We start from the raw sequence: 22967 nt of genomic DNA on the forward strand, positions 1-22967 counted from the left end.
AGAAACCACGTGAACCAGACCTACGCGGTGACCGCCGTCACCGTCGTGGTGCTCGCCACCGTGCTCGTCGGCGCGCTGGGCCTGCGGATATCCCGCACCACCTCGGACTTCTACGTCGCCTCCCGCACCGTCAAGCCCGCCCTCAACGCGGCCGCCATCAGCGGCGAGTACCTCTCCGCCGCCTCGTTCCTCGGCATCGCGGGGCTCGTGCTCCTCCAGGGCCCGGACATGCTCTGGTACCCGGTCGGATACACGGCCGGCTATCTCGTTCTGCTGGTGCTCGTCGCCGCCCCGCTGCGCCGGTCCGGGGCGTACACCCTCTCCGACTTCGCGGAGGCACGCCTGGAGTCCGCCCCGGTGCGCAGGCTGGCGAGCCTCTTCGTCGTCGGCATCGGCTGGCTCTATCTGCTGCCGCAACTTCAGGGCGCGGGCCTGACCCTGCAGATCCTCACGGGCGCGCCCGACTGGGTCGGCGGCGTTGTCGTCGCGGTCGTCGTCACCGGGGCGGTGGCCGCCGGCGGCATGCGGAGCATCACCTTCGTGCAGGCCTTCCAGTACTGGCTGAAACTCACGGCGCTGCTGGTACCGGCGCTGTTCCTCGTCGCCGCGTGGGTCGGCGACGACGCCCCGCGGGCCCGGTTCGACGCACCCGCCGTCTTTCAGGAGCACACTGCCGTCCGCGTCGACGACACCGTCCGCGTCGACTTCGACGGGCCGCTGACACTCACCGTCTCCGGCACGGTCGACGGCGTGCGGCACGACGGCCGGCCCGTCGCACTCGACGAGGGGACCCACCGCATCGAATCAGGCACGACCCTCCAGTTCCCCGAAGGCGCCGAGGTGCCCCGGCGGACCACCGAGGGCTCAGACCCGCTGAGCTGGTCGCAGCCGCTGTCCGGCGGCCGTGACGGCTACCAGTTGTACGCCACGTACGGCCTGATCCTCGCCACGTTCCTCGGCACCATGGGCCTGCCGCACGTCGCCGTCCGCTTCTACACCAGCCCAAACGGACGTGCCGCCCGCCGCACCACCCTCGTCGTGCTGGGGCTGATCGGTGCCTTCTACCTGCTGCCCCCGATCTACGGCGCACTCGGCCGCGTCTACGCGCCCGAACTGGCACTCACCGGAGCGGCGGACGCCGCCGTGCTGGTGCTGCCGGAACGGATCATCGGCGGGCTCGCCGGCGAACTGCTGGGGGCACTGCTCGCCGGGGGCGCGTTCGCCGCGTTCCTCTCCACGGCCTCCGGCCTGACCATGTCGGTGGCCGGTGTGATCACCCAGGACGTGCTGCCCTCGCGGGGAGTACGGCACTTCCGGGTCGCGACACTGCTCGCGATGGCGGCGCCGCTGGCGCTGAGCGTGGTGGCGACCAATGTGCCCGTCGCCGACGCCGTCGGACTCGCGTTCGCCGTCTCCGCCTCCTCGTTCTGCCCGCTGCTGATCCTCGGCATCTGGTGGCGCCGGCTCACCCCGCCGGGAGCGGCCGCGGGTCTCGTCGTCGGAGGAGGCGCGGCGCTGACCGCGGTGATGGCCACGCGCACCGGAATGGCCCCGGAGGGCTGGACGCACACGCTGATGGCATGGCCCGCGGTCTGGTCGGTGCCGCTGGGCTTCCTGACCATGGTGGGCGTCTCCCTGGCCACCCCACGCCACATACCGGCCGGCGCCGCGGCCACCCTCGCCCGCCTGCATCTGCCGGAGGACCTCGTGGGCCGGCCGCAGACCGAAGGAGTACCGCGGTGACCGGGACAGGGGTCGCCGCGCTGGCCGCGGCGGGGATCGTGCTGCTGGCCGTGGGCGTGGTGCTCGGGCGGCTGACGGCCGGACGTGGCGGACGAGGGGACCTCGATCTCGGGACGCCCGTCGAACGGGCCACCTTCCACACGCTGCACACCGCGTCCCTCGCCGCGCCGCCGCTGCGGGCCGGCCTGACGGAGGACACGGCCCGCAAGGCGGCGCGGCGGCTGCGCCCGCTGCTCGGCACGGAGGCGCTGTGCCTCACCGACCGCGACGCGGTGCTCGCCTGGGACGGGCCCGGCGCCGACCGGCACCGGCAGCAGGTGATGGACCTGGTCGCGGAGATGCTCGACTCCGGACGCAGCCGATGTGTCCACACGGAGTGCGACGACCTGGAGTGCCCGCTGCGATGGGTCGTCATCGCGCCGCTGACGGGGGAGGAGGGGGTGCTCGGCGCGCTGGTCGCCTACGGCTCCCGGGAGTCGGCCGTACTGGTGCGGGCCGCCACAGAGGTGGCCCGGTGGGTCTCCGTACAGCTGGAACTCGCCGAACTCGACCGGTCCCGAACCCGTCTGATCGAGGCCGAGATCCGGGCCCTGCGCGCGCAGATCTCGCCGCACTTCATCTTCAACTCGCTCGCGGCGATCGCGTCCTTCGTCCGTACCGATCCCGAGCGTGCCCGTGAGCTGCTGCTCGAGTTCGCCGACTTCACGCGCTACTCGTTCCGGCGGCACGGCGAGTTCACCCAGCTCGCCGACGAACTGCGCTCCATCGAGCGGTACCTGGCGCTCGCCGGGGCACGCTTCGGCGACCGGCTCAAGGTCACGCTCCAGGTCGCCCCTGAGGTCCTGCCGGTCACCCTGCCGTTCCTGTGCCTTCAGCCTCTGGTCGAGAACGCCGTCAAGCACGGTCTCGAGGACTCGAGGAACGAGTGCCGCATCATGATCGCCGCGCAGGACGCGGGCGCGGAGGCGATGGTGACCATCGAGGACGACGGCGTCGGCATGGACCCGGAGGTGCTGCGCGGCATCCTCGCGGGAGAGCGCTCCACCGCGTCGGGAATCGGCCTGAGCAATGTCGACGAACGGCTGCGCCAGGTGTACGGGGACGACTACGGCCTGGTCATCGAGACCGCCGTCGGCGCCGGTATGAAGATCACCGTCCGGATCCCGAAGTACCGTGCGGGGGTCCACTCCTCGGCGGGCCCGCGGCCCTGACCATGGCCGGGCTCACCACAGATGGACGGCCAGGTGCCCGAGGGGGAGGCCCAACTCCCAAGAAGGCAGCCACACCTGGGCCGCCTCGTCCGGTATCGCGTCCGGAGGGCGGGAGGGATGCCACGGCTCGAGGCCGCCGAGATCGGTGGCCAGCAGTTCGGTGTCGCACAGCCGGCGCCAGGCGTCCGCGGCGAGCGCCAGGTCCGGGTCCTCGCCGCCGTGCCGGACCCGTTCGGTCCGCACCCCGAGCTGTTCCCGTACCCACTGCGGCCAGGGGTACCCGTAGGACGTGACCATCAGCCAGTGGTCGATACGGGCCGCCGTGGACCCGCCGGACAGCGGTTCCCCGCCGTCGCACAGATGGATCGTGAGTGCGAGCGTCTGCCGCCCGGCCCGGAACTCGAGCGAGTCCGCCTCCACGAGGGCGCCGGTGCGCAGCATCTCGTCGGCGGTGTATTCGGCGCAGAGCCACGCCATGGGGACCGCGAGCCCGCCTCCACTGGTTCCGTTCGTGCTACCGGGCTGCACGCTGCTTCACCTTCTCCCGTACGACCGCGCCGCCGTCCGACCAAGAGCCTCCACCGTCAGACACGGCAGCGAGGGCGGGTTTGCTCAACTGGCGCGTGACGTTTTACATATGGCCGTCCGGCTCCCGTGACCGGTGGGGGCGGCGGCCATCACCGAGGCGTCCGGGTCGGAAGTGGTGCCGCGCCTGCTGTACCCGGGCAGGCAGCGGGCGAGCGCACGGAGCGCGTAGTGCGAGCGTGACTTGACGGTGCCCGGCGGGATGCCGAGCGCCTGGGCGGCCTCGTTGACGCTCAGCCCGTGGAAGTAGATCTGGACGAGGACGGCGCGGTGTTCGGGGCTCAGCTCACCGACCGCGGCGCGTACGTCCAGAGCGGCCACCGCGCTCTCGGTGACGTCGGCCGGGTCCGGCGTCATGGCGAGCACGCCGTCGCCGATCTCCGTGGGGCGTGCCAACCGTGAGCGCCGGGCGTCGATGGCGAGGCGGCGCCCCACGGTGAAGAGCCAGGGCCGCATCGACTCGTACGGTGCGTCGAAGGCCTCGGGGTGCTGCCATGCCCGTACGAGCGTCTCCTGCAACAGGTCCTCGGCGCGCTGCTGGTCCCCGTAGGTCAGTCCCAGCAGGAAGCTCAGCAGTGCGGGGCCGTGTTCGCGCTGGAGCTCCGTCATCGCCTGTTCGTCGGTTGTCGCGGTCGCCGTCGCCATTGCCTTCACCCTTCTGCACCGAGGTCCGCTGCCACGTGGCGTATACGAACGCATCCCGCCACGCGGCGACAGACGGCGTGCGGCGGTCTGTCGGCGAACGGTCGCACCGAGCGGCGAGTGGTGCGATGAACGGTCGACCGGGCCGACGGAATGCGCAGGTCCGTTGAGGCGACCACGTCGGCTGTGTCGCTTGACTCGGCAGTTCCTCCCCTGTGGATTCAATTCGTCGGATAAGCCGTTAATCACACAAATTGGGAGGTCGGTCGACGATGACACGCGCGCGACCCGCACCACGGGCCACGGCGGCCCTATGTGCCGTGCTGCTCGCGGGAGCCGCCGGGTGTGCCGGACAGCAGGACCCCGGTCCGTCGGCACCCCGGAAGGACCCGGACCGCCCCCCGCCCTCGGCCGCGGCCGGCGCCCCCTCCGCCCCGCGCGGCTTCATCCTCGTGGCCACCGGGGACGTCCTCCCGCACGCCTCGATCATCCAGCAGGCGCAACGGGACGCCGACGGCGCCGGCTACGACTTCCGCCCCATGCTCGCGGGCGTCGGCCCGGTCGTCTCTCGCGCCGACATCGCCCTCTGCCACATGGAGACCGTCTACGGCGAGAACGGGAACTACACCGGCTACCCCAACTTCAAATCGCCCCCGGAGATCGCCACGGCGCTCGCCGGCGTCGGTTACGACTCGTGCTCCACGGCCTCCAACCACACCCTCGACGACGGCGTTGCCGGTGTGCGCCGCACCCTGGACGTACTCGACCGCGCGGGCGTCAAGCACGCCGGCTCCGCACGCACCCCGCAGGAGGCGGACGAACCGGCGTGGCTGACGGCCCGCGGCGCCAAAGTCGCCCACCTGGCCTACACGTACGGGACCAATGCCGAACCGCTGCCCGACGAGGAGTCCTGGGCGGTCGACCTCATCGACGAGCAGCGCATCGTCGACGACGCCCGTGCGGCGAGAAGCGCCGGAGCCGACGTCGTGGTCGTCAGTCTGCACTGGGGCACCGAATGGCAGACCGACCCCGATCAGCAACAGCTCGACCTCGGACGCTCCCTCACCGCCTCCACCACAGACGGACGCCCCGACATCGACCTGATCCTCGGCACCCACGCACACGTCCCCCAGGCGTACGAGAAGGTCAACGGCACCTGGATCGTCTACGGCATGGGCGACCAGATCGCGGGTGACATGATCAACAACGACGGGGTGCAGGACCCGCGCGGGAACCAGGGCACCATCGCCCGCTTCTCCTTCGCGCCGCCCGCCACCACCGGCGGGCGCTGGGAGGTCATGAAGGCCGAGTACATCCCGCAGTGGATGGACACCGGCGCCGGTCGCGTCGTCAATCTGCCCGAGGTGCTGCGTCGTGAAGGGCCGCGCGGCGACCGGCTCGAGGCCCAGGCCGCCATCACCTCCGCCGTGCTCAGCCGCGGAGCCGCCCAGGACGGTCTCACCATGGGCCGCTGACCGCGGTGCGAAGGGGCCGGGCGGTTCAGGGGACGACGGTCACCGGCCACCGCCCGGCCTTCACCAGCCGGACCGCGACCGAGCCGATGAACCGGTGGCCGGCCGACTCGGAGGCGCCCACCACCACCGCGTCCGCCTTGAGCTCGTCCGCGGCCGTCAACAGACCGGTGTACGGGTCCCCGCGCACCGTGTGGAACTCCCAGCGCACGTCCCAGATGCCCCGCACCCGCTCGGCGGCGGCCCGGACCTCCGCGACCAGCTCCTCCGCGATCTCCCCGGTCGTCTCCGCGACCGGCACGCCGAAAGCGGCGCCCGCCGGCATCACCGGCTGCACGTACACGACCGCGAGCAGCGCGCCCTGCCGCCGCGCGAGGCCGCTCGCGTACGCCGCCGCACGAAGCGAGGAGTCCGAGCCGTCGAGGCCCGCGACGATCACCTTCGGGCCGTCGGTGCCGCGTTCGAACCGGTGGAGCGGGTGCTCTGTCACACCTACGAGGTTATCGGCTCCGGCCCGCCGCCCTGCGGCCCGCCCGGACCGGCCGCAGCACCCCTCCGCGGCTGCTCCCATCGAGTGCTTTCCCCGCTGGAACCGGTGTTGATCAGGTTGTGGCCGCATGAGCCGTGCGAGCAGTTGGCCATGAAGATGGATCAGCCGCTTCCTGGTCGCCGCGTGATGCTCCGCATCGCCGCATGCCTCGGCGCCGCCGCCGTCGGCGGACTCCTCGTCAGCGAGCGGGCCGAGACCCCGGCACGCGTCCCGGCCGGCGCCGGACCGGTCGGCGAGGGGCCCGCCGCGGGCCCGTCGGCCGCCGCCGGTCCGCAGACGGCCACGTCCTACCGGTTGCAGCCCATGACGGCCTTCGCCCCGCCGGTCCTGTGGCGGGCGAAGCCGCCCGTGCGCAAGCGGCCCTTCCTCGAGATCCCGGACACGGGCCGCGCCATGGTGCTCACCTTCGACGACGGCCCGGACCCCCGCTACACCCCCGACATCCTCGCCATCCTGCGGAAGCACGAGGTGCGGGCCATGTTCTTCGTCTGCGGCGAGATGGCGACCGACAATCGCGACCTGCTCCGCGAGATGGCGGCCGACGGCCACGTGGTCGGCAACCACACCTGGTCGCACCCGATGATCCCGAATCTGCCGCCGTCCAGGATCCGCGACCAGCTGGGGCGCACCAGCGAGGTGATCGAGAAGACGCTCGGCGAGGCGCCGCTCTGGTACCGCGCGCCCTACGGCGCCTGGAACAGGCACTCGTTCGAGATCGGCGCCGATCTCGGCATGGAGCCGCTGGGCTGGACCCTCGACACCCTCGACTGGATGCCGCCGGGCACCTCGACCATCGTCCGACGGGTCCTGCGGGGCGCGGCGCCCGGCGTGATCGTCCTCTCGCACGACGCGGGCGGCAACCGGTCGCAGACAGTGTCGGCGCTGCGCCGCTATCTGCCGGAACTGCTCGGCGACGGCTACCTGATCACGGTGCCGCACCGCTCATTCTTCCTCAGACGACCTTGACCTTGACCATACGGGCGAAGACGACGACGTTGCCGTCGTACCCGCCGGCCTTGGAATAACCGCCGCCGCAGGTGATCACCCGCAGTTCCGGCTGGCCGGTGTCCGCGTACACCCGCACGCCGGGGAAGTCGTTCTTGGCGAACACCTCGACGCCGTACACCTCGAAGACGGCGACGCGGCCGTCGAAGCGCGGTACGTCGATCAGCTGGCCCGTCTTGACGGACCCGAGGCCGTAGAAGACGGCGGGGCCGGCATGGTTGTCGACGTGGCCCACGATGACGGCGGTGCCGCGCTGCCCGGGGGAGATGCCGTTCTGGTACCAGCCGGCGAGGTTGGGGTCGTGCGGCTCGGGAGCGGCCACCCAGCCGTCCTGGTCCAGTCCGACGTGCACGATCGGGGCGTCCACCTTGATGGAGGGGATACGCACCCGGGCCGCGGCGGCGTACGGCAGCGGCTCGAGCGGCACGGGCAGGAACGTCTCGCCCGCCCGGTCCTGCGACGCGGCGGCCGCCGGCTGAGGCGGTCCGAGGCCCACGTCCACACCGTTCTTCACCATCGCGATTCCGGTGAGCATCACGAGAGCCAGTACGCCCCAGGGCGAGCGTCTCCTCTGTTCCCTGCCGTACCTGTCCTGGCCCATGGTTCTCCCTTCGCGCGCTTGTGGGCACGCTAAGCGGGGCGCCGCACTCCGGCGAGGGGGGAAGCGCGAACGGGTGGCCGGTGCCACTCGTGATGGCCCATCCGGGTACTCGGCCCGCAAAAACTTCTGACGGTCTGTGACCTGCGACTCCGTCAGACCAAGGTGTTCACCGTCGGCGTGTCGTCTCACCGGGGTGGACCAAGGCCGAAATGCGATGAAAGCACCATCCGGTGATCGTTCGTCATGGAAGACGTACTCGTCGAATATCCCGGAGCACGGCTTTGGGGCGTCTTTCCTCTGGAGGTTCAACGATGCGTGCCTCACGCGCTCTCGCAGCGACGGTGACCGCCTTCGCGACCGTCGGACTGTGCGCTCCCATGGCCGCCGCCGGTGGCGGCGACGGCCCGAGGAACGTGCAGGTCCACCCGTCGTCCGTCTTCCCGGGCGGCATTCTGACCATCACCGTCGACGGTTGCCGGCGCGGTGGCGTGGTCAGTTCGAACGCTTTCCCCGACGCTCCGCTCTCCAGTGCCGGCAGGGACCACGGCGGTGACCGGGGGGCGGGTGGCAGCGGTGGCGACGGTGGTGACCGCGGCGCCGGTGGCGACGGCGGTGACCGGGGCAACGGTGGCGTGGGTGGTGACCGGGGCGATGGCGGCGTGGGTGGTGACCGCGGCGCCGGTGGCGACGGTGGTGACCGGCGCAACGGTGGCAGCGGTGGCGACGGCGGTGACCGGGGGGCCGGTGGCGACGGTGGTGACCGGGGGGCCGGTGGCGACGGCGGTGACCGGGGCAACGGTGGCGTGGGTGGTGACCGGGGCGCGGGTGGTAACGGCGGTGAGTCGGTCGCCACCGCCCGGGTCCGCAACAACGCGACGCCCGGCAACTACAGTCTGACCGTCCGGTGCAACGACTCCCGGGAGACCGCCAGCGCGTCCTTCCGGGTTCTCCCGGCGCGCGGTGCGCAGGGCGGTCTCGGCGGATCGATCGGGCCGACCGACGTCGAGATGGCGATCGGCGCGGGTCTGGTGGCCACGGCGGTCGTCGGCGGCACCCTCTTCATCGTCCGCCGCCGTCGTTCGGTCGGCGGTCCGGCCTGACCGGTTGAACCTCCCGGTCCGGGCGCAACCGCCCTTCGCCCCGAGTCCTTCAGAAGGACTCGGGGCGAAGGGCGGTCGGCGCCTGTTGCGTTGGGGCGAGCAGGGGCGCCCGGGACCGGCCGGGCCGGGGCGGTGCCGTCATTAGTGCTGGCGGTTCGTCGATCGCCTGCGCACGACGAGCACGGTCGCTGTGGCGGCTGCCGCGACGAGAGCGCCGCCCGCCGCGATCTCCGCGATGTTCATGCCGTCGAAGCTGCCGCCCTCGCCGCCGCGCACACCCTGTGGCGGTGCGGTGGTGGCGGCCCTGGTGGAGCCGGTAGTGGGGCTCGAGGTCCCGCCGGCGATGGTGAGGTCGAGGGTGCCGATCCGGCCGATGCAGTTGAACTGCACCGAATACACGGCACCCGGCCTGGCGTCCCAGTCGACGGTGGCCGTCGCCGAGGTGTTGCGCTCGATCGTGACGGTGTCGAAGACACCGGAGGTGACGGTGGTGTCCCCGGGGCAGCCGCCCGCGGTCAGGGTGACACGACCGCCCGCCACGACGGTTGAGGGCGTGACGTTGAAATCGTACGGAGTGTCGTTGACGGCCGCGGCTGTAGGGGCCGTCAGGGCGAGTGCGGCCGCTCCGAGCAGAGCGGCGGATGCGGCACGTATCGCGCGCATGGTGGTCCTCCGGTTCCGAGGAGCAGTCGCGGAACGATTTCCGCGTGGGTCGGAAGTGCACCTCGATCACCGAAACGCTAAGAGCGGTGTTTGTCCCCCGCGATCGCTGTAGGGCAAACGGGTCATTTCTGGCTCCAGCGGATGCGGTTCTCCGGTGATGTGCTGGCGCTCGGTCATCGTCGGCGCGTTCCCGGCGCGGCAGGAATGGGCGCCGCGTCCGCGATGCGCCCGCATGGGGCGCCGGCGCAGCGCCTCGAGCACCTCGCCGATCAGCGGCTCACCGGGAACGGGAGCTCCGCCTCGAAAGCGGCGGCGGCCGCCGCGGTGGCCTGACGCTCGGCGTCCGGTGCGGGCATGAGGGGTCCGGCCTCGGCGGTGAGCGTCGCGATGCGCCGGCGCCCGTCGCTGCCGGGACCGACGATGGTGAGCCCCTCCTTGAGGAGTCGGGCGACCGTCCGGCCCCCGCCGAGTGCGTCACGCCGGTCGTCCGGGCGAGGTCATGTAACGAGCTCTGGCCGTGGGTGGACAGTGTGCGCCGGGGGTGCAGGCGCCCCGGGCCCAAGTCCGCGGAGACCGCCGCGCCATCGGGGTCGAGGAGGTTCAACAGGAGGCGCGGGCGGGTGCCGAGGAGTTCGGGGCCGGGGAGGGGGTGGCGGCGGTGTCTTGGTCGGGCGATGCACATGAGGCTAATGTAACAGCGCTGTTGTAATCGTAGGGAGCCGGGAGGGGTGTCGGGCCATGGCAGAGCTGTTCTTGCCGATCGAGCCGTACGAGCAGGGGATGCTCGACGTGGGGGACGGGAATCTCGTCCACTGGGAGGTGTGCGGCAATCCGCGGGGAAAGCCCGCGCTCGTCGTGCACGGGGGGCCGGGCTCCGGGTGCAATCCCCGTATGCGCCGGTACTTCGACCCGGAGGCCTACCGGGTCGTGCTCTTCGACCAGCGCGGCTGCGGGCGCAGCACCCCGCACGCTGCGGACCCGACCGCCGACATGCGGCACAACACAACCGGTCATCTGCTCGCCGACATGGAGCAGTTGCGTGCCCACCTAGGCATCGAGCGGTGGTTGCTGTTCGGCGGGTCATGGGGGTCCACACTGCTCCTCGCCTACGCCGAGCGGCACCCGGAGCGGGTCTCCGAGATCGTCGTCAACGGCGTCACGACCACGCGCCGCCGCGAGATCGACTGGCTCTACCGGGGCGTCGGCCGGTTGTTCCCGGAGCAGTGGCACCGCTTCCGGCTGGGTGTGCCGGAGGCCGACCGTGCCGGTGACCTCGTGGCCGCGTACGCCGGGCTCATGGAGAGCGAGGACCGGGCGGTGCGGGAGAAGGCGGCCGTCGACTGGTGTCGTTGGGAGGACGCCGTGGTGTCGCTCGAGCCGAACGGGGGACCCGACCCGTACGGTGGCCGGCCCTCGAAGGCACGGATCGCGCTGGTGCGGATCGCCGCGCATTACTTCGCGCACGGCGCATGGCTCGAGGAAGGAGTGCTGCTGCGTGAGGCCGGCCGACTGAATGGAATTCCCGGTGCGCTCTTCCACGGCCGTCTGGATCTCAGCACGCCGCTCGAGACGCCTTGGGAACTCAGTCGCATCTGGACCGACGCCGAACTCGTGGTGGTGGACGACTCGGGCCACAAGGGGAGTGCCACGATGCGGGACCGGGTGATCGGCGCTCTGGAGCGATTCAAGTACACCGAGTGACTGGTGTGCCGCAGGGGGCAGTTGAGATCCGGCCAATTCCACGGAGGCTCCACATGGGGTGAATTCACCTGTTGGAAGCGGGATTTCAACCATTCGCGGTTGCGACTCACAAGATTTTTTCGAAGACGTTGAACAGACGCCGCCCTCCCGTCCGTACCTAAGGCCATGAACGGCGCTCCGGGCGCCGGAACCGGATGGATGAACACGGGAGTGGACATGAACACCTGGCGGAACGCCTCGCTCGCGGTGACTGCGGCGGCCGTACTCGCGCTGACGACGGCGTGCGGTCAGGAGACGGGCACCGAGACGCCCAACGGTCAGGCGGTCGGCGCGGCCAACCCCGCGCAGCCCGGGAACGGTTACGGCTCCGACGCCGGTTACGGCTCCGACGCCGGCGGCGAGGCGGCGGCCGCCTCGCCGGCGGGGCAGCTCGCGGTCTGGGAGAGCAAGGAGCTCGGCAAGGTCCTCGCCGACAGCGCGGGGCTCACTCTCTACCGGTTCGACAAGGACACCGCGGAACCGCCGAAGTCGAATTGCGAAGGCGACTGCGCGAAGACCTGGCCGGTCGTCGCCGCCGGCGGCGCCTCCGCGGCTCCCGGGGTCGACCCCTCCCTGATCGGCGAGGTCACCAGGGCGGACGGCACCAAGCAGCTCACCATCGGCGGCTGGCCGATGTACCGCTACGCCAAGGACACCAAGGCCGGTGACGTCAAGGGCCAAGGCGTGGGCGGTACTTGGTACGCGGCCGCCCCCGATGGCAAGAAGGCCGCACCGGGCGCCGGCGGGGAAGCGGGCGGCGACGAGGGCACGGAGCCCGCCGACCTCGCGGGGCTTTCCGTACGCAAGGACCCCAAGCTCGGTGACATCGTGGTCGACAAGAACGGAATGACCGTCTACCGCTTCATGAAGGACTCGGCCTGGCCGATGAAGACCGCCTGCACCGGCGACTGCCTGAAGAAGTGGCCGGTCGTGGAGCCCGTCGACAAGAACGACACCGTCGGGATCCTGAAGAAGGGCTTCGTCACCTTCGACCGGCCCGACGGGATCGAGCAGCAGACCATCGACTGCTGGCCGATCTACACCTTCGCGGGCGACTCCAAGCCGGGTGACACCAACGGCCAGGGCGTCGGCGGCACCTGGTACGCCGTCTCGCCCGAAGGCAAGCCGGTCGGAGCGCCCAAGTAGTCCCCACGCTGCGCCTCCGGCCAGCGTCGGCCCGTCCCACGCCCTTGCGCGTGCGGCGGGCCCGACGCATGTGCGGGAGCGTTTGCCGGACGCATGTGACGACGTCGCGTTCCGGTGGCGCATGACGAACAGGTGTGACCAAGAACGGACCGCTAATTTCCGTTTGGGCTCGCCCTCTTGGCGGGCGATCAGTAGCCTCGGCTCGAACACTGGCCATGGACATGGCCGAACTCCCCCGTGGCGACTTGTTGGAGACATCGATGGAGCGTCCCGCCTGGGCCCCGCAGGGCATCGACATATCGGTGCCGAGCGTGTCCCGCATTTATGACTTCTACCTGGGCGGCTCCCACAATTTCGAGGTCGACAGGGCGGCCGCACGCAGGGCCATGGAGTTCATGCCGGGACTCCCCAAGATCATGCAGGCGAACCGTGCCTTCATGCGCCGTGCCGTCAATTACGCGGTGGGCGAGGGCATCACGCAGTTCCTCGACATCGGCTCCGGCATTCCGACCTTCGGGAATGTCCATGAAGTCGCCCGCAGGGCCAGCCCCGAGGCGAGGGTGCTCTACGTGGACCACGACCCGGTCGCGGTCGCGCACAGCCGGGCCGTCCTCGACGGGGACACGCAGTCGGACGTCGTCGCCGCGGACCTGCGCAAGCCGCGGGAGATCCTGGAGAGTCCCGAGGCGAAACTGTTGGACCTGGAACGGCCCGTGGCGCTGCTGCTCGTCGCCGTGCTGCACTTCCTCACGGACGAGGACGAGCCGTGGCAGGCCGTGGCCGAGCTGCGGGACGCACTGGCGCCCGGCAGCCTGCTGGTGATAACCCACGCCTCCTTCGAAGGCATCCCCCTCCCGGCCGAGCAGGCCGATGGGACGGTCGGTGTGTACCGGGACATCCGCAATCCGCTCGTGATGCGATCGCGCGAGGAGGTCGGCCGGTTCTTCGACGGGTACACCATGGTCGAACCGGGCCTCGTTTCCATGCCGGACTGGCGGCCCGACGGGCCCGTCGACCAGGAGGATCCGTACGCCTTCTCCGGCTTCGCCGGGGTGGGGCGCAAAGCGTGAGGCAATCGTCACGGGCGTCCGGGTCCGAGGGGGACACGGACGTGCTGGAGGACCGGCTCAGGCGGTTCGCGACCATCTGGAGCCGTGCCATCTTCCCCGCTACGGCAACGTCGCTCACCCGGCCCGAGTTCGAGCAGCACCTGCTGCCGCTGGCACGGGAGTTGAACAGCGCGCTCCATGCCCGCCCCTTCACCGCACAGCCCGCGCAGCAGGTGGGGGCAGCCCTCGTCGGCGTGCACTGTACCGATCCGGACGCACTCAGCCGCACCCTCGGTGTCGTCGACGCCTATTTGGTGCTCTACTGCGGCGATCCCCAGCAGACCGCCGAGGAGAACCGGGCCCGCTGCGCCCGCCTCCAGCACGCCCTCGCCGCCGGCTTCGCCCAGGCGCTGCGGGAACGGACGCTGGCCGAGCAGGAGTCCATCGCCCGCTCGTCGCTGCTGGCGCGCAGTGAGGCGCTTCAGGCCATGCACGCCACGGAGGCACGCTTCCGCGCGGTCTTCGAGGGCGCCGCGATCGGCATCGGGATCGCCGACCTCGAGGGCAACGTGCTCGAGGTCAACGACACGCTGACCCAGATGTTCGGCGGTCTGGAGAACCACGTCCGCGGGCGCAAGGTCACCGATTGGGCGCACCCGGAGGACCGGCCGCAGGTCTGGAAGCTGTACCACGAGCTGGTGACCGGGGAACGCGAGCACTACCGGGTCGAGAAGCCGTTCTACCGCAACGACGGCACCGTCCTGTGGACGAATCTGACCGTCTCCCTGCTGCGCGACGCCGACGGGGAGCCGCAGTACCAGCTGGCGCTGTTCGAGGACACCACGGAGCGGCGGCTGCTCAATCTGCGCCTGCGGTACGAGGCCACGCACGACGCGCTGACCGGTCTGCCCAACCGGACCCTGTTCTTCGAGCGTCTCGAGAAGGCCGTCGGCGCGGCGGCCGGCGCCCGCTTCGGGCTGTGCTACCTCGACCTCGACGGCTTCAAGACCATCAACGACAGCCTCGGCCACGCCACCGGCGACCGGCTGCTGGTGGAGGTCGCCGACCGGCTGCAGAGCTGCGCCACCGCGCCGGGCGAGATGGTCGCGCGGCTCGGCGGCGACGAGTTCGTCGCGCTGACGACCGGGCCCGACACCCAGAACGCCGTGGACGAGCTGGCCACCCGCATCCTGGGCGCCCTCGCCACCCCGATCCGTGTCGACGGGCGGGAGTTCACCGTCCGCGGCAGCATCGGCATCGTGGAGGGCCCCGCCGGGGAGCGCACCAGCGCGGAGGTGCTGCGCAGCGCCGACATCACCATGTACCGCGCCAAGTCCGCGGGCGGCAACCGCTTCGAGATCGCGGACCCGGAGGCGGACGCCCGCGCGATCACCAGGCACGGGCTGACCAACGCACTGCCCGCCGCTCTGGAGCGCGGTGAGTTCTTCATCGAGTACCAGCCGCTGGTGCACCTCGGCGACGGCAGCGTGCACGGCGCCGAGGCGCTGGTGCGCTGGTGTCATCCGCAGCACGGGGTGCTCGGCCCCGACCGGTTCATACCGCTGGCGGAACGCACGGGGCTGATCGTGCCGCTCGGCCGCTGGGTGCTCCAGGAGGCCGTACGCCAGGCCAGGTTCTGGAGCAGGCGGCACACGGACGGCGGCCCGCTGCGGATCAACGTCAACCTCTCGCCCGCCCAGCTCCAGCATCCCGGTTTGGTGGCCGACACCGTCGACGTGCTCGAGCGCTCGGGCCTGGAACCGGGCGCGCTCTGTCTGGAGGTCACCGAGTCGGCGCTGATCGGCGCCGACGAGGACCGGCTCAAGCCGCTGCGGCAACTGGCGGAGATGGGCGTCGACATCGCGCTCGACGACTTCGGAACCGGGTACTCCAACCTGGCCAACCTGCGCCGGCTGCCGGTGAGCGTGCTGAAGTTGGATCGTTCCTTCACCCAGGGCATGCAGCGCCATCCGGCCGACCCCGTCGACCTGAAGATCGTCGAGGGCATCGTGTCCCTCGCGCACAGCCTGGAGCTGGCCGTCACGGTGGAAGGGGTGGAGACCGGCGCCCAGGCCGAGCAGTTGAGGGAACTCGGCTGCGACACCGCACAGGGCTGGTACTACGCGCGGCCGGGCGCACCCGACCGGATTCACACGCTGGTGATGGCCGACGCCGTCTGACCTCCCGCGGCGGCCAACGAGTCCAGCAGCACCCGCTGCAGCTCGCGGGCCGCCCGGGGCGGCGCCACATCGCTGCGGTGCGCCAGCGCGACGGTCCGGCGCAGGCCGGGTCCGGCGAGCGGGGTCACCCGCAGGTCGCTGCCGGTCCGCTCGGCGACCGTGCGGGGCACGACGGCGACGCCGAGCCCGGCCCGTACGAAGCCGAGCACCGCGTCCATCTCGCCGCCCTCCACCGTGAAGGTCGGCTCGAACCCCTCCGCCCGGCAGGCGGCGACGGTCAGATCCCGCAGGTCGTAGCCGTGCCGGAACATCACCAGCGGCTCGCCGGCGAGGTCGGCGATCCGCACCGGACGGCGGGGCGCCCGGGCCTGCGGCGACGACACCACGACCAGATCCTCCTTGAGCAGCTCGACGGTGGTCAGCGCGGGGGACGGCGACGGCAGGGGCGAAACGACGAGGGCGAGGTCCAGCGAGCCGCGGGCCAGCTCCCGCACCAGGTCGTGCGAGCCGGACTCCTCGATCACCAGCTCGATACCGGGATGCATATCGTGGAAGGTGCGCAGGACCTGGGGCAACAGGCCCGTGCACAGGCTCGGCGTGGCCCCCAGCCGGACCCGCCCCCGGCGCAGCTGGGCCAGCTCCTGTACCTCGCGGCGGGCCGTGTCGGCGTCGGCCAGGATGCGCCGGGCGAGGGGGAGCAGGGTCTCGCCCGCGTCCGTGAGGGCGATGTTGCCGCGGGCCCGGCCGAACAGGTCCGCCCCCAGCTCCTTCTCCAGCGCTCTGATCTGCTGGGACAGTGACGGCTGCGAGACATGGACGCGCTCGGCGGCACGCGTGAAGTGGCGGGTCTCCGCGACGGCGACGAAGTAGAGGAGCTGCTGCAGCTGCATCCGGCCACGATAGACCATGCCTATGGACATGAGCTGGATCATGTCTTGGACCTCTGGACCCACCCGCCCTAGCGTCGACGGCATGGCACTGGGAACGAGGACGGAAGAGAAGCAGTCGAGGAAGGACCGGCCACCGTCCGGCATACGGCTGTTCTGGCGGTCCACCGTCGGCAAGAAGACGGTCATGGCCGTGAGCGGCCTGATCATGCTCGGCTACCTCGTCGCCCACATGATGGGCAACCTCAAGATCTTCTTCGGGGCGGACGAGTTCAACGCGTACGGGCACTGGCTGCGGACCATGGGCGAGCCAGTGCTCCACTACTCATGGGCGCTGTGGCTCGTGCGGGGGGTGCTGCTCCTCGCCGTCGTCGGGCACGGCGTCGCCGCCTACCAGCTCAGCCGCCGCGACATCGCGGCCCGCCCGGACAAGTACGTGCACCGGAAGCGGCGTTCGAGCTACGCGACGCGCACCATGCGCTGGGGCGGGATCATCCTGGCGCTGTTCATCGTCTGGCACCTGCTGGACCTGACGACCCTCACCGTCAACGAGAACGCCCGGCCCGGCCACCCGTACGAGAACGTCGTCGCCACGTTCTCCACCTGGTACGGCAACGTCGTCTACATCGTCGCGATGCTCGCCGTCGGACTGCACATCCGGCACGGCTTCTGGAGCGCCGCACAGACCCTCGGGATGGGCAACGCCACCCGTGACCGCATGCTCAAGACCACCGCCGAGGGGCTGGCCCTGCTGCTCACGGCCGGCTTCCTCTCCGTACCCGTCGCCGTCATGACCGGAGTCGTGAGCTGACATGGACTACCTCGACCACACGACCGGCACGCCCCTCGTCGACACCAAGGCGCCACAAGGCCCCGTCGAGCAGCGGTGGGACCGGCGCCGCTTCGAGGCGAAGCTGGTCAACCCCGCCAACCGCCGCAAGCACACCGTCATCGTCGTCGGCACGGGCCTCGCCGGTGGCGCGGCGGGCGCGACGCTCGCCGAACAGGGCTACCACGTCGAGCAGTTCTGCTACCAGGACTCCCCGCGACGGGCGCACTCGATCGCCGCGCAGGGCGGCATCAACGCCGCCAAGAACTACCGCAACGACGGCGACTCCGTGCACCGCCTCTTCTACGACACCGTCAAGGGCGGCGACTTCAGGGCCCGCGAGTCCAATGTGCACCGCCTCGCCGAGATCTCCGTCGAGATCATCGACCAGTGCGTGGCCCAGGGTGTCCCCTTCGCCCGCGAGTACGGCGGCCTGCTCGACACCCGCTCCTTCGGCGGCGTCCAGGTGTCCCGCACCTTCTACGCCCGCGGCCAGACCGGCCAGCAGCTCCTGCTCGGTGCCTACCAGGCACTCTCCCGTCAGATCGCGGCCGGCACCGTCACCATGCACCCCCGCACCGAGATGCTCGACCTGATCGTCGTCGACGGACGGGCCCGCGGCATCGTCGCCCGCGATCTGATCACGGGCCGGATCTCCACGTACTTCGCCGACGCGGTGGTCCTCGCGAGCGGCGGCTACGGCAACGTCTTCTACCTGTCGACGAACGCGATGAACTCCAACGCCACCGCCGTCTGGCGGGCCCACCGGCGCGGGGCCTGGTTCGCCAACCCCTGCTTCACCCAGATCCACCCCACCTGCATCCCGCGCACCGGCGACCACCAGTCCAAACTGACGCTGATGAGCGAGTCGCTGCGCAACGACGGCCGCATCTGGGTGCCCAAGGCCCGTGGCGACGAGCGGCCGCCCAACGAGATCCCCGAGGACGAACGCGACTACTACCTGGAGCGGATCTACCCGTCCTTCGGCAACCTCGTCCCCCGCGACATCGCCTCACGGGCGGCGAAGAAGGTCTGCGACGAAGGACGCGGCGTCGGCCCCGGCGGACAGGGCGTCTACCTGGACTTCGCCGACGCGATCCGGCGGATGGGCCGCGAGAAGGTGGAGGAGAAGTACGGCAACCTCTTCGAGATGTACGAGCGGATCACCGCGGAGAACCCGTACGAGGTCCCCATGCGGATCTACCCCGCCGTGCACTACACGATGGGCGGCCTGTGGGTCGACTACGACCTGCAGACCACGATCCCCGGCCTCTTCGCCATCGGTGAGGCCAACTTCTCCGACCACGGCGCCAACCGCCTCGGCGCCTCCGCCCTGATGCAGGGCCTCGCCGACGGCTACTTCGTCCTGCCGTCCACCGTCAACGACTACCTCGCCCGCGGCACCTTCGACGCCATCGGCGCCGGCCACCCCGCCGTCGCGGAGGCCGTCGCCGAGGTGGAGGACCGGCTGAACCTGCTGCTCGCCGTCGGCGGCGACCGCACGCCCGATTCCTTCCACCGCGAGATCGGCGAACTCATGTGGGAGTACTGCGGAATGGCCCGGACCGACGAGGGACTCCGCAAGGCGCTCGACCGGATCCCGCAGATCCGCGAGGAGTTCTGGCGGCGCGTCAAGGTGCCGGGCACGGGCGAGGAGTTCAACCAGTCGCTGGAGAAGGCCAACCGCATCGTCGACTACCTGGAGCTCGCCGAGCTGATGTGCCTCGACGCGCTGCACCGCACCGAATCGTGCGGCGGCCACTTCCGGGAGGAGTCCCGGACCCCGGACGGCGAAGCCGCCCGCAAGGACGACGAGTTCGCCTACGCGGCCGCCTGGCAGTTCACAGGCACCGGCACCCCTCCCGTCCTGCACAAGGAAGACTTGGTCTTCGAGTACGTCCACCCCACCCAGCGGAGCTACGCATGAGGCTCAACCTGCGCATCTGGCGGCAGAAGAACGCCGACACCCCCGGCGCCATGGCGACCTACGAGGTGGACGGCATCTCGTCCGACATGTCGTTCCTGGAGATGCTCGACACCCTCAACGAGGACCTCATCCTGCGCGGCGAGGAACCCGTCGCCTTCGACCACGACTGCCGAGAGGGTATCTGCGGCGCCTGCTCCCTCGTCATCAACGGCGACGCCCACGGCCCGGAACGCACCACCACCTGCCAGCTCCACATGCGTTCCTTCCGCGACGGCGACACCATCGACGTCGAACCGTGGCGGGCATCGGCCTTCCCGGTCGTGAAGGACCTCGTCGTCGACCGCTCCGCATTCGACCGGATCATCCAGGCCGGCGGCTACATCAGCGCTCCCACCGGCTCGGCCCCGGACGCGCATGCCACTCCCGTGCCCAAACCGGACGCCGACCTCGCCTTCGAGCACGCCGAGTGCATCGGCTGCGGTGCGTGTGTGGCGGCCTGCCCCAACGGCTCCGCGATGCTCTTCACCTCCGCCAAGGTCAACCACCTCAATGTGCTGCCCCAGGGCGCCCCGGAGCGTGAGACCCGGGTGCTCGACATGGTCGCGGCCATGGACGACGAGGGCTTCGGAGGGTGCACGCTCACCGGGGAGTGCGCCACCGCCTGCCCGAAGGGGATCCCGCTGCCGTCCATCGCCGCGATGAACAAGGAGTGGCTGCGCGCAACGCGCAAGGTCAGGCGGTGACCGCCGGCCGCATGTCGGCGCCGTAGAAGGTCTCGTAGTCGGGCACGACGATCCTCGAGGTGGGCGAGAGCGTACGGACCAGGTCCGTGAAACCGTCGAGGTCCATGACCGGATCACGCTGCGGCGGCAGGCTCAGCGGCCTCTCGAAGTTGTCCCAGTGGACCGGGACGACGGTCGCGGGGTCGCCGAGCGCGCCCAGCAGCCTCTCGAGGTAGCGGTACGTCGCCGTGCTCGACGGGGTGGCGGCCATCAGCACATCGGGTCGCAGCCCGCTCGCGGCCCGCTCCTCGAAGTCGCTCGCGCCCATGAGGAAGACGGACGGGCCGCCCCTGACGCTCACCTGGAAGGCGAGCGTGTCGCCCTCCGGGAGATCGGAGATCGTCCGCGGCGCGCGGCGCGGCACGGTGTTCAGCGTGCCCGGCGCGAAGTAGGAAAACTTGGCGTTGCGGCTGTGCCGGCTCGCGACGACCTCCACCGTGAAGCCGTCGAAGTCGAGCACCTCGCCGCCCTTGACCACGCTGATCTGCCCGGCGTCCACGCCGAGCGCCCGCAACACGTGGTACGTCGTCTCGGTGCCGATGACGCGGGCGCCCGTCGAACGCGCGATATGAGGTACGTCGTTGATGTGGTCCCAGTGGGTGTGGCTGACCAGCACCAGCTCCGGGCTGCCCGCGTGCCGTGTCACCAGCTCCTCGTCGCAGAGCAGCGGGGTGGCCGCGTCGAAGCTGCCCTTCGGGCCGAACAGGCCGGTCGGGAAGCGGGTGATGTACGGGTCGAACAGGACGGTCCGGTCGCCGATCCCGATGCGCCAGCCCGAGGTGCCGAGCCAGCGCAGGGTCGCGGAGCCGGCGGATACCGCGGCGGCCTTCCGGGATCCGGCCGTCGAAGCAGCCGCAGTCCCGGCCGGCAGCAGCGGCGCCGCCGCACCGAGCGCCGCTCCGCGGAGCAGGGTCCGCCGCACGAAGGTCCTCCGGCCGCCGTGCTGAGGGCCGTTCACGGGGTCACTCATGTGTTCACTCGGGTGTTCGCTCATGAGTCAGAGGAGATCAGGAACGGGCGGGTCCCGTCCAAGACCGTTTCGGCGCACCACCGATACCCGAATGGGCATGACTGCCCTTCGGCTCTCCTCAGGTCGCCAGCGCCTCAGCGGTGGCGCGGACGAACGCCTCCGGGTTGTCCAGCATGATGTTGTGTCCGCAGTCGCGTATCGCGACGACGGACACCCCTGCTTCGGTGAGTGCGTCGGCGCCCGGGAGAGGGCCGTCGGCCTCGGGCAGCAGGAAAGTGCGGGGAATCCTCAGGTCCAGGAGGAGCTCGCGCATGGTGGGCACGGTGCCGCGGGTCAGGTGGACCGCGCTGCGATGCAGTGCCTCGAGGCCGGCGAGGCGCATCGTCGACCACCAGTGGGCGCCGACCCGGTCGCGGACCTCCCTCCATCCGTCCGCCAGGAATTCCTGCTCGGAACAGGCGGCGATGCCGCTGCTTCCCGCAGAAGCGGGCCTGCGCGGGAGCGGGTCGAGATTGGCGTCGATCAGCACCAGGCGGGAGATGAGGTCCGGATGCCGGGCGGCCAGGACGATGGCCACCGAACCTCCCATGCTGTGCGCGATCAGCTCCGCGCCGGTGACGCCCGCGGAGGTCAGGGCCACGGCGAGCGCGTCCGCGTGGGATTCCAGGGTGTAGTCGAAGTCCGTCGGCCGGTCGCTGATGCCGTGACCGAGCAGGTCGATCAACAGCGAACGGCGGCCGGCCAGCAGAGGATGAACCGCGACCTCCGTGAAGTAGGCGGGCGAAGTGGCGCCCAGACCATGCACGTACACGCGTGGCGGCTCCTGGCCCGGCAGCTCGACCCAGCGGATCCGATCGCCTTCGGGTGTCACGGTGGCACTGCGCACAGTCTGCTCCCCTGCAGTCAAGATCGTGGAGAGACGAGAGTAGCCACGAGAGCCGGGTGTACCGCTCTCGCCCGCCGATACGGGCCCATCGGGTCAGGACCGGTGCTCGGGCTCGAGGCCGCGCAGCAGGTCCACCGCCGTCCGGGCCGCCGCGCCGATCGCCACGTCCGTTTCCGTATGGTTCGCCTGGAGGCCCGGAGTGCGGGCGAACACGGCCACCGCGTACCTGCCTCCCTCCGGGAACTCGGCCACCCCGACCTCGTTGTGCAGTCCCGGCAGGGTGCCCGTCTTGGCCGCGACGCGCGCGCGGTCGCCGAACCCGGCGGCGAGCCGGTGGCGAAAGACCTGGCGCCTCATCAGGTCCCGTACCTGCGCGCACGCTTCGGGCGGTCCCGCCTCGTCCCGCCACACCATCCGGAGCAGGCGTGTCATCTCGCGCGGCGTGCTCGCGTTCGTACGGGCCGGGTCGTACACGCCGAGGCCGCGGACCTCGGCGGCGGACAGCGTCGGGAAGACCGCGGCGAATTCCCGCTCGTCCCGCGCCCCCACCTCGTCGAGCATCGACTCCAGTACCTGACGGGGGCCGCCTACGATCCGGGTGTTCGCCAGCCCGAGCTCCTTCGCCAGCATCGCCACCGTGTCCGGACCCACCCGCTCCATCAGCAGGTCCGCGGCCGTGTTGTCACTCACCGCCATCGCGAAGTGGGCGAGGTCGCGCAGGGACAGCTCCACGTCGTCGAGACAGCCCCCGGTGCCCCAGCCGCCGAGGCGCCGCTCGCCCGTCACCCGGACCCGCTCCCGGGGATCGAGCTGGCCGGCGGCCGACTGCCGGGCGAACTCCAGGACGAGCAGCACCTTGAACACCGATGCGACGACGACCGGTTCGTCGGCGCCGTACCCCGCCTCACCGGGGCCGTCGATGTCCACGGCGTGCAGGAAGCCCTCGGCTCCCGCCCCGGCGAACACCGCTCGCAGTCTCTCCTCGATCAGCATTCGGCC

21 protein-coding genes are annotated in these 22967 nt (G+C 70.9%); 12 read left to right on the forward strand and 9 right to left on the reverse strand.

All coding sequences use genetic code 11. From position 1 onward, the window contains the following. The first annotated feature begins 9 nt into the window (after positions 1 to 9). Positions 10 to 1743: a sodium/solute symporter gene (locus MDN94_RS23485; protein ID WP_482727841.1), complete on the forward strand. Its 1734-nt coding sequence runs from the start codon at positions 10 to 12 to the stop codon at positions 1741 to 1743. Then, entirely contained in the window at positions 1740 to 2954 is a 1215-nt protein-coding gene (locus tag MDN94_RS23490; protein WP_482727842.1) for a sensor histidine kinase, read from the forward strand. The genes MDN94_RS23485 and MDN94_RS23490 overlap by 4 nt, the downstream gene beginning before the upstream one ends. Positions 2955 to 2966: 12 nt before the next feature. Here the strand turns inward: MDN94_RS23490 and MDN94_RS23495 are convergent, their stop codons facing one another. Continuing rightward, positions 2967 to 3482, reverse strand: coding sequence for a hypothetical protein (locus tag MDN94_RS23495; protein ID WP_482727843.1), 516 nt, complete (start codon positions 3480 to 3482; stop codon positions 2967 to 2969). 84 nt (positions 3483 to 3566) lie between these two features. Next, positions 3567 to 4184, reverse strand: a complete 618-nt coding sequence (locus MDN94_RS23500; protein ID WP_482727844.1) for a sigma-70 family RNA polymerase sigma factor — start codon at positions 4182 to 4184, stop codon at positions 3567 to 3569. Between the two features lie 269 nt (positions 4185 to 4453). Here MDN94_RS23500 and MDN94_RS23505 point away from each other — a divergent pair, with 269 nt between their 5' ends. Beyond that, positions 4454 to 5656 carry a CapA family protein gene (locus MDN94_RS23505; protein ID WP_482727845.1) on the forward strand — a complete coding sequence of 401 codons (1203 nt, stop codon included), beginning with the start codon at positions 4454 to 4456 and terminating at the stop codon, positions 5654 to 5656. A 25-nt stretch (positions 5657 to 5681) separates the two neighbouring features. Here the strand turns inward: MDN94_RS23505 and MDN94_RS23510 are convergent, their stop codons facing one another. Continuing rightward, positions 5682 to 6143 (reverse strand): universal stress protein, encoded by a 462-nt coding sequence (locus MDN94_RS23510; RefSeq protein ID WP_482727846.1) that lies wholly within the window; start codon positions 6141 to 6143, stop codon positions 5682 to 5684. A 150-nt stretch (positions 6144 to 6293) separates the two neighbouring features. Here MDN94_RS23510 and MDN94_RS23515 point away from each other — a divergent pair, with 150 nt between their 5' ends. Further along, positions 6294 to 7169 carry a polysaccharide deacetylase family protein gene (locus MDN94_RS23515; protein WP_482727847.1) on the forward strand — a complete coding sequence of 292 codons (876 nt, stop codon included), beginning with the start codon at positions 6294 to 6296 and terminating at the stop codon, positions 7167 to 7169. Here MDN94_RS23515 and MDN94_RS23520 read toward each other — a convergent pair. Further along, positions 7156 to 7809 (reverse strand): class F sortase, encoded by a 654-nt coding sequence (locus tag MDN94_RS23520; protein WP_482727848.1) that lies wholly within the window; start codon positions 7807 to 7809, stop codon positions 7156 to 7158. The two genes, MDN94_RS23515 and MDN94_RS23520, sit on opposite strands and share 14 nt — an antisense overlap. A gap of 311 nt (positions 7810 to 8120) precedes the next feature. Here MDN94_RS23520 and MDN94_RS23525 point away from each other — a divergent pair, with 311 nt between their 5' ends. After that, the gene (locus MDN94_RS23525) at positions 8121 to 8909 is read left to right on the forward strand and encodes a hypothetical protein (RefSeq protein WP_482727849.1); all 789 of its coding nucleotides are present in this window, start codon (positions 8121 to 8123) and stop codon (positions 8907 to 8909) included. Between the two features lie 141 nt (positions 8910 to 9050). Here MDN94_RS23525 and MDN94_RS23530 read toward each other — a convergent pair whose 3' ends face one another. Further along, positions 9051 to 9572, reverse strand: a complete 522-nt coding sequence (locus tag MDN94_RS23530) for a hypothetical protein (RefSeq protein ID WP_482727850.1) — start codon at positions 9570 to 9572, stop codon at positions 9051 to 9053. Positions 9573 to 10310: 738 nt separating this feature from the next. On the opposite strand from MDN94_RS23530, the gene pip reads away from it, so the two are divergent. From pip to MDN94_RS23550, 4 genes are all read left to right on the forward strand, one after another. Then, on the forward strand, positions 10311 to 11273 hold the full coding sequence (pip, locus tag MDN94_RS23535) for a prolyl aminopeptidase (RefSeq protein ID WP_482727851.1): 963 nt from the start codon (positions 10311 to 10313) through the stop codon (positions 11271 to 11273). A gap of 216 nt (positions 11274 to 11489) precedes the next feature. Further along, positions 11490 to 12458, forward strand: a complete 969-nt coding sequence (locus MDN94_RS23540) for an SCO0930 family lipoprotein (protein ID WP_482727852.1) — start codon at positions 11490 to 11492, stop codon at positions 12456 to 12458. A gap of 260 nt (positions 12459 to 12718) precedes the next feature. Continuing rightward, on the forward strand, positions 12719 to 13528 hold the full coding sequence (locus MDN94_RS23545; RefSeq protein ID WP_482727853.1) for an SAM-dependent methyltransferase: 810 nt from the start codon (positions 12719 to 12721) through the stop codon (positions 13526 to 13528). After that, a complete protein-coding gene (locus tag MDN94_RS23550) occupies positions 13525 to 15687 on the forward strand; it encodes a putative bifunctional diguanylate cyclase/phosphodiesterase (RefSeq protein WP_482727854.1) in 2163 nt (720 codons plus the stop codon). The genes MDN94_RS23545 and MDN94_RS23550 overlap by 4 nt, the downstream gene beginning before the upstream one ends. On the opposite strand, the gene MDN94_RS23555 is transcribed toward MDN94_RS23550, so the two are convergent. Then, positions 15657 to 16577, reverse strand: coding sequence for a LysR family transcriptional regulator (locus MDN94_RS23555; protein ID WP_482728220.1), 921 nt, complete (start codon positions 16575 to 16577; stop codon positions 15657 to 15659). The genes MDN94_RS23550 and MDN94_RS23555 overlap by 31 nt on opposite strands. A gap of 82 nt (positions 16578 to 16659) precedes the next feature. On the opposite strand from MDN94_RS23555, the gene MDN94_RS23560 reads away from it, so the two are divergent. Genes MDN94_RS23560 through MDN94_RS23570 form a run of 3 tightly spaced genes read left to right on the forward strand, consistent with a single transcriptional unit; the run spans position 16660 to position 20073 of the window. Further along, positions 16660 to 17385 (forward strand): succinate dehydrogenase, encoded by a 726-nt coding sequence (locus tag MDN94_RS23560; RefSeq protein ID WP_482727855.1) that lies wholly within the window; start codon positions 16660 to 16662, stop codon positions 17383 to 17385. Between the two features lies 1 nt (position 17386). Next, entirely contained in the window at positions 17387 to 19330 is a 1944-nt protein-coding gene (locus MDN94_RS23565; protein ID WP_482727856.1) for a fumarate reductase/succinate dehydrogenase flavoprotein subunit, read from the forward strand. After that, positions 19327 to 20073 carry a succinate dehydrogenase/fumarate reductase iron-sulfur subunit gene (locus MDN94_RS23570; protein ID WP_482727857.1) on the forward strand — a complete coding sequence of 249 codons (747 nt, stop codon included), beginning with the start codon at positions 19327 to 19329 and terminating at the stop codon, positions 20071 to 20073. The genes MDN94_RS23565 and MDN94_RS23570 overlap by 4 nt, the downstream gene beginning before the upstream one ends. Here the strand turns inward: MDN94_RS23570 and MDN94_RS23575 are convergent. The 3 genes from MDN94_RS23575 to MDN94_RS23585 form a co-directional block, all read right to left on the reverse strand. Further along, positions 20063 to 21082 (reverse strand): MBL fold metallo-hydrolase, encoded by a 1020-nt coding sequence (locus MDN94_RS23575; RefSeq protein ID WP_482727858.1) that lies wholly within the window; start codon positions 21080 to 21082, stop codon positions 20063 to 20065. The genes MDN94_RS23570 and MDN94_RS23575 overlap by 11 nt on opposite strands. A 118-nt stretch (positions 21083 to 21200) precedes the next feature. Beyond that, positions 21201 to 21968, reverse strand: a complete 768-nt coding sequence (locus MDN94_RS23580; protein WP_482727859.1) for an alpha/beta fold hydrolase — start codon at positions 21966 to 21968, stop codon at positions 21201 to 21203. Positions 21969 to 22061: 93 nt separating this feature from the next. Then, positions 22062 to 22958 (reverse strand): serine hydrolase, encoded by an 897-nt coding sequence (locus MDN94_RS23585; protein WP_482728221.1) that lies wholly within the window; start codon positions 22956 to 22958, stop codon positions 22062 to 22064. Positions 22959 to 22967: the final 9 nt, after the last annotated feature.

The sequence above is a fragment of the Streptomyces sp. WAC00040 genome (genome assembly GCF_056835925.1).

Coding starts and splice junctions, on each gene's coding strand:
- MDN94_RS23505 (WP_482727845.1), top strand. CDS start 4,454: ATGACACGCGCGCGACCCGCACCACGGGCCACGGCGGCCCTATGTGCC.
- MDN94_RS23500 (WP_482727844.1), bottom strand. CDS start 4,184: ATGGCGACGGCGACCGCGACAACCGACGAACAGGCGATGACGGAGCTC.
- MDN94_RS23575 (WP_482727858.1), bottom strand. CDS start 21,082: ATGAGTGACCCCGTGAACGGCCCTCAGCACGGCGGCCGGAGGACCTTC.
- MDN94_RS23545 (WP_482727853.1), top strand. CDS start 12,719: ATGGAGCGTCCCGCCTGGGCCCCGCAGGGCATCGACATATCGGTGCCG.
- pip (WP_482727851.1), top strand. CDS start 10,311: ATGGCAGAGCTGTTCTTGCCGATCGAGCCGTACGAGCAGGGGATGCTC.
- MDN94_RS23565 (WP_482727856.1), top strand. CDS start 17,387: ATGGACTACCTCGACCACACGACCGGCACGCCCCTCGTCGACACCAAG.
- MDN94_RS23555 (WP_482728220.1), bottom strand. CDS start 16,577: ATGCAGCTGCAGCAGCTCCTCTACTTCGTCGCCGTCGCGGAGACCCGC.
- MDN94_RS23515 (WP_482727847.1), top strand. CDS start 6,294: ATGAAGATGGATCAGCCGCTTCCTGGTCGCCGCGTGATGCTCCGCATC.
- MDN94_RS23520 (WP_482727848.1), bottom strand. CDS start 7,809: ATGGGCCAGGACAGGTACGGCAGGGAACAGAGGAGACGCTCGCCCTGG.
- MDN94_RS23570 (WP_482727857.1), top strand. CDS start 19,327: ATGAGGCTCAACCTGCGCATCTGGCGGCAGAAGAACGCCGACACCCCC.
- MDN94_RS23540 (WP_482727852.1), top strand. CDS start 11,490: ATGAACACCTGGCGGAACGCCTCGCTCGCGGTGACTGCGGCGGCCGTA.
- MDN94_RS23525 (WP_482727849.1), top strand. CDS start 8,121: ATGCGTGCCTCACGCGCTCTCGCAGCGACGGTGACCGCCTTCGCGACC.
- MDN94_RS23530 (WP_482727850.1), bottom strand. CDS start 9,572: ATGCGCGCGATACGTGCCGCATCCGCCGCTCTGCTCGGAGCGGCCGCA.
- MDN94_RS23560 (WP_482727855.1), top strand. CDS start 16,660: ATGGCACTGGGAACGAGGACGGAAGAGAAGCAGTCGAGGAAGGACCGG.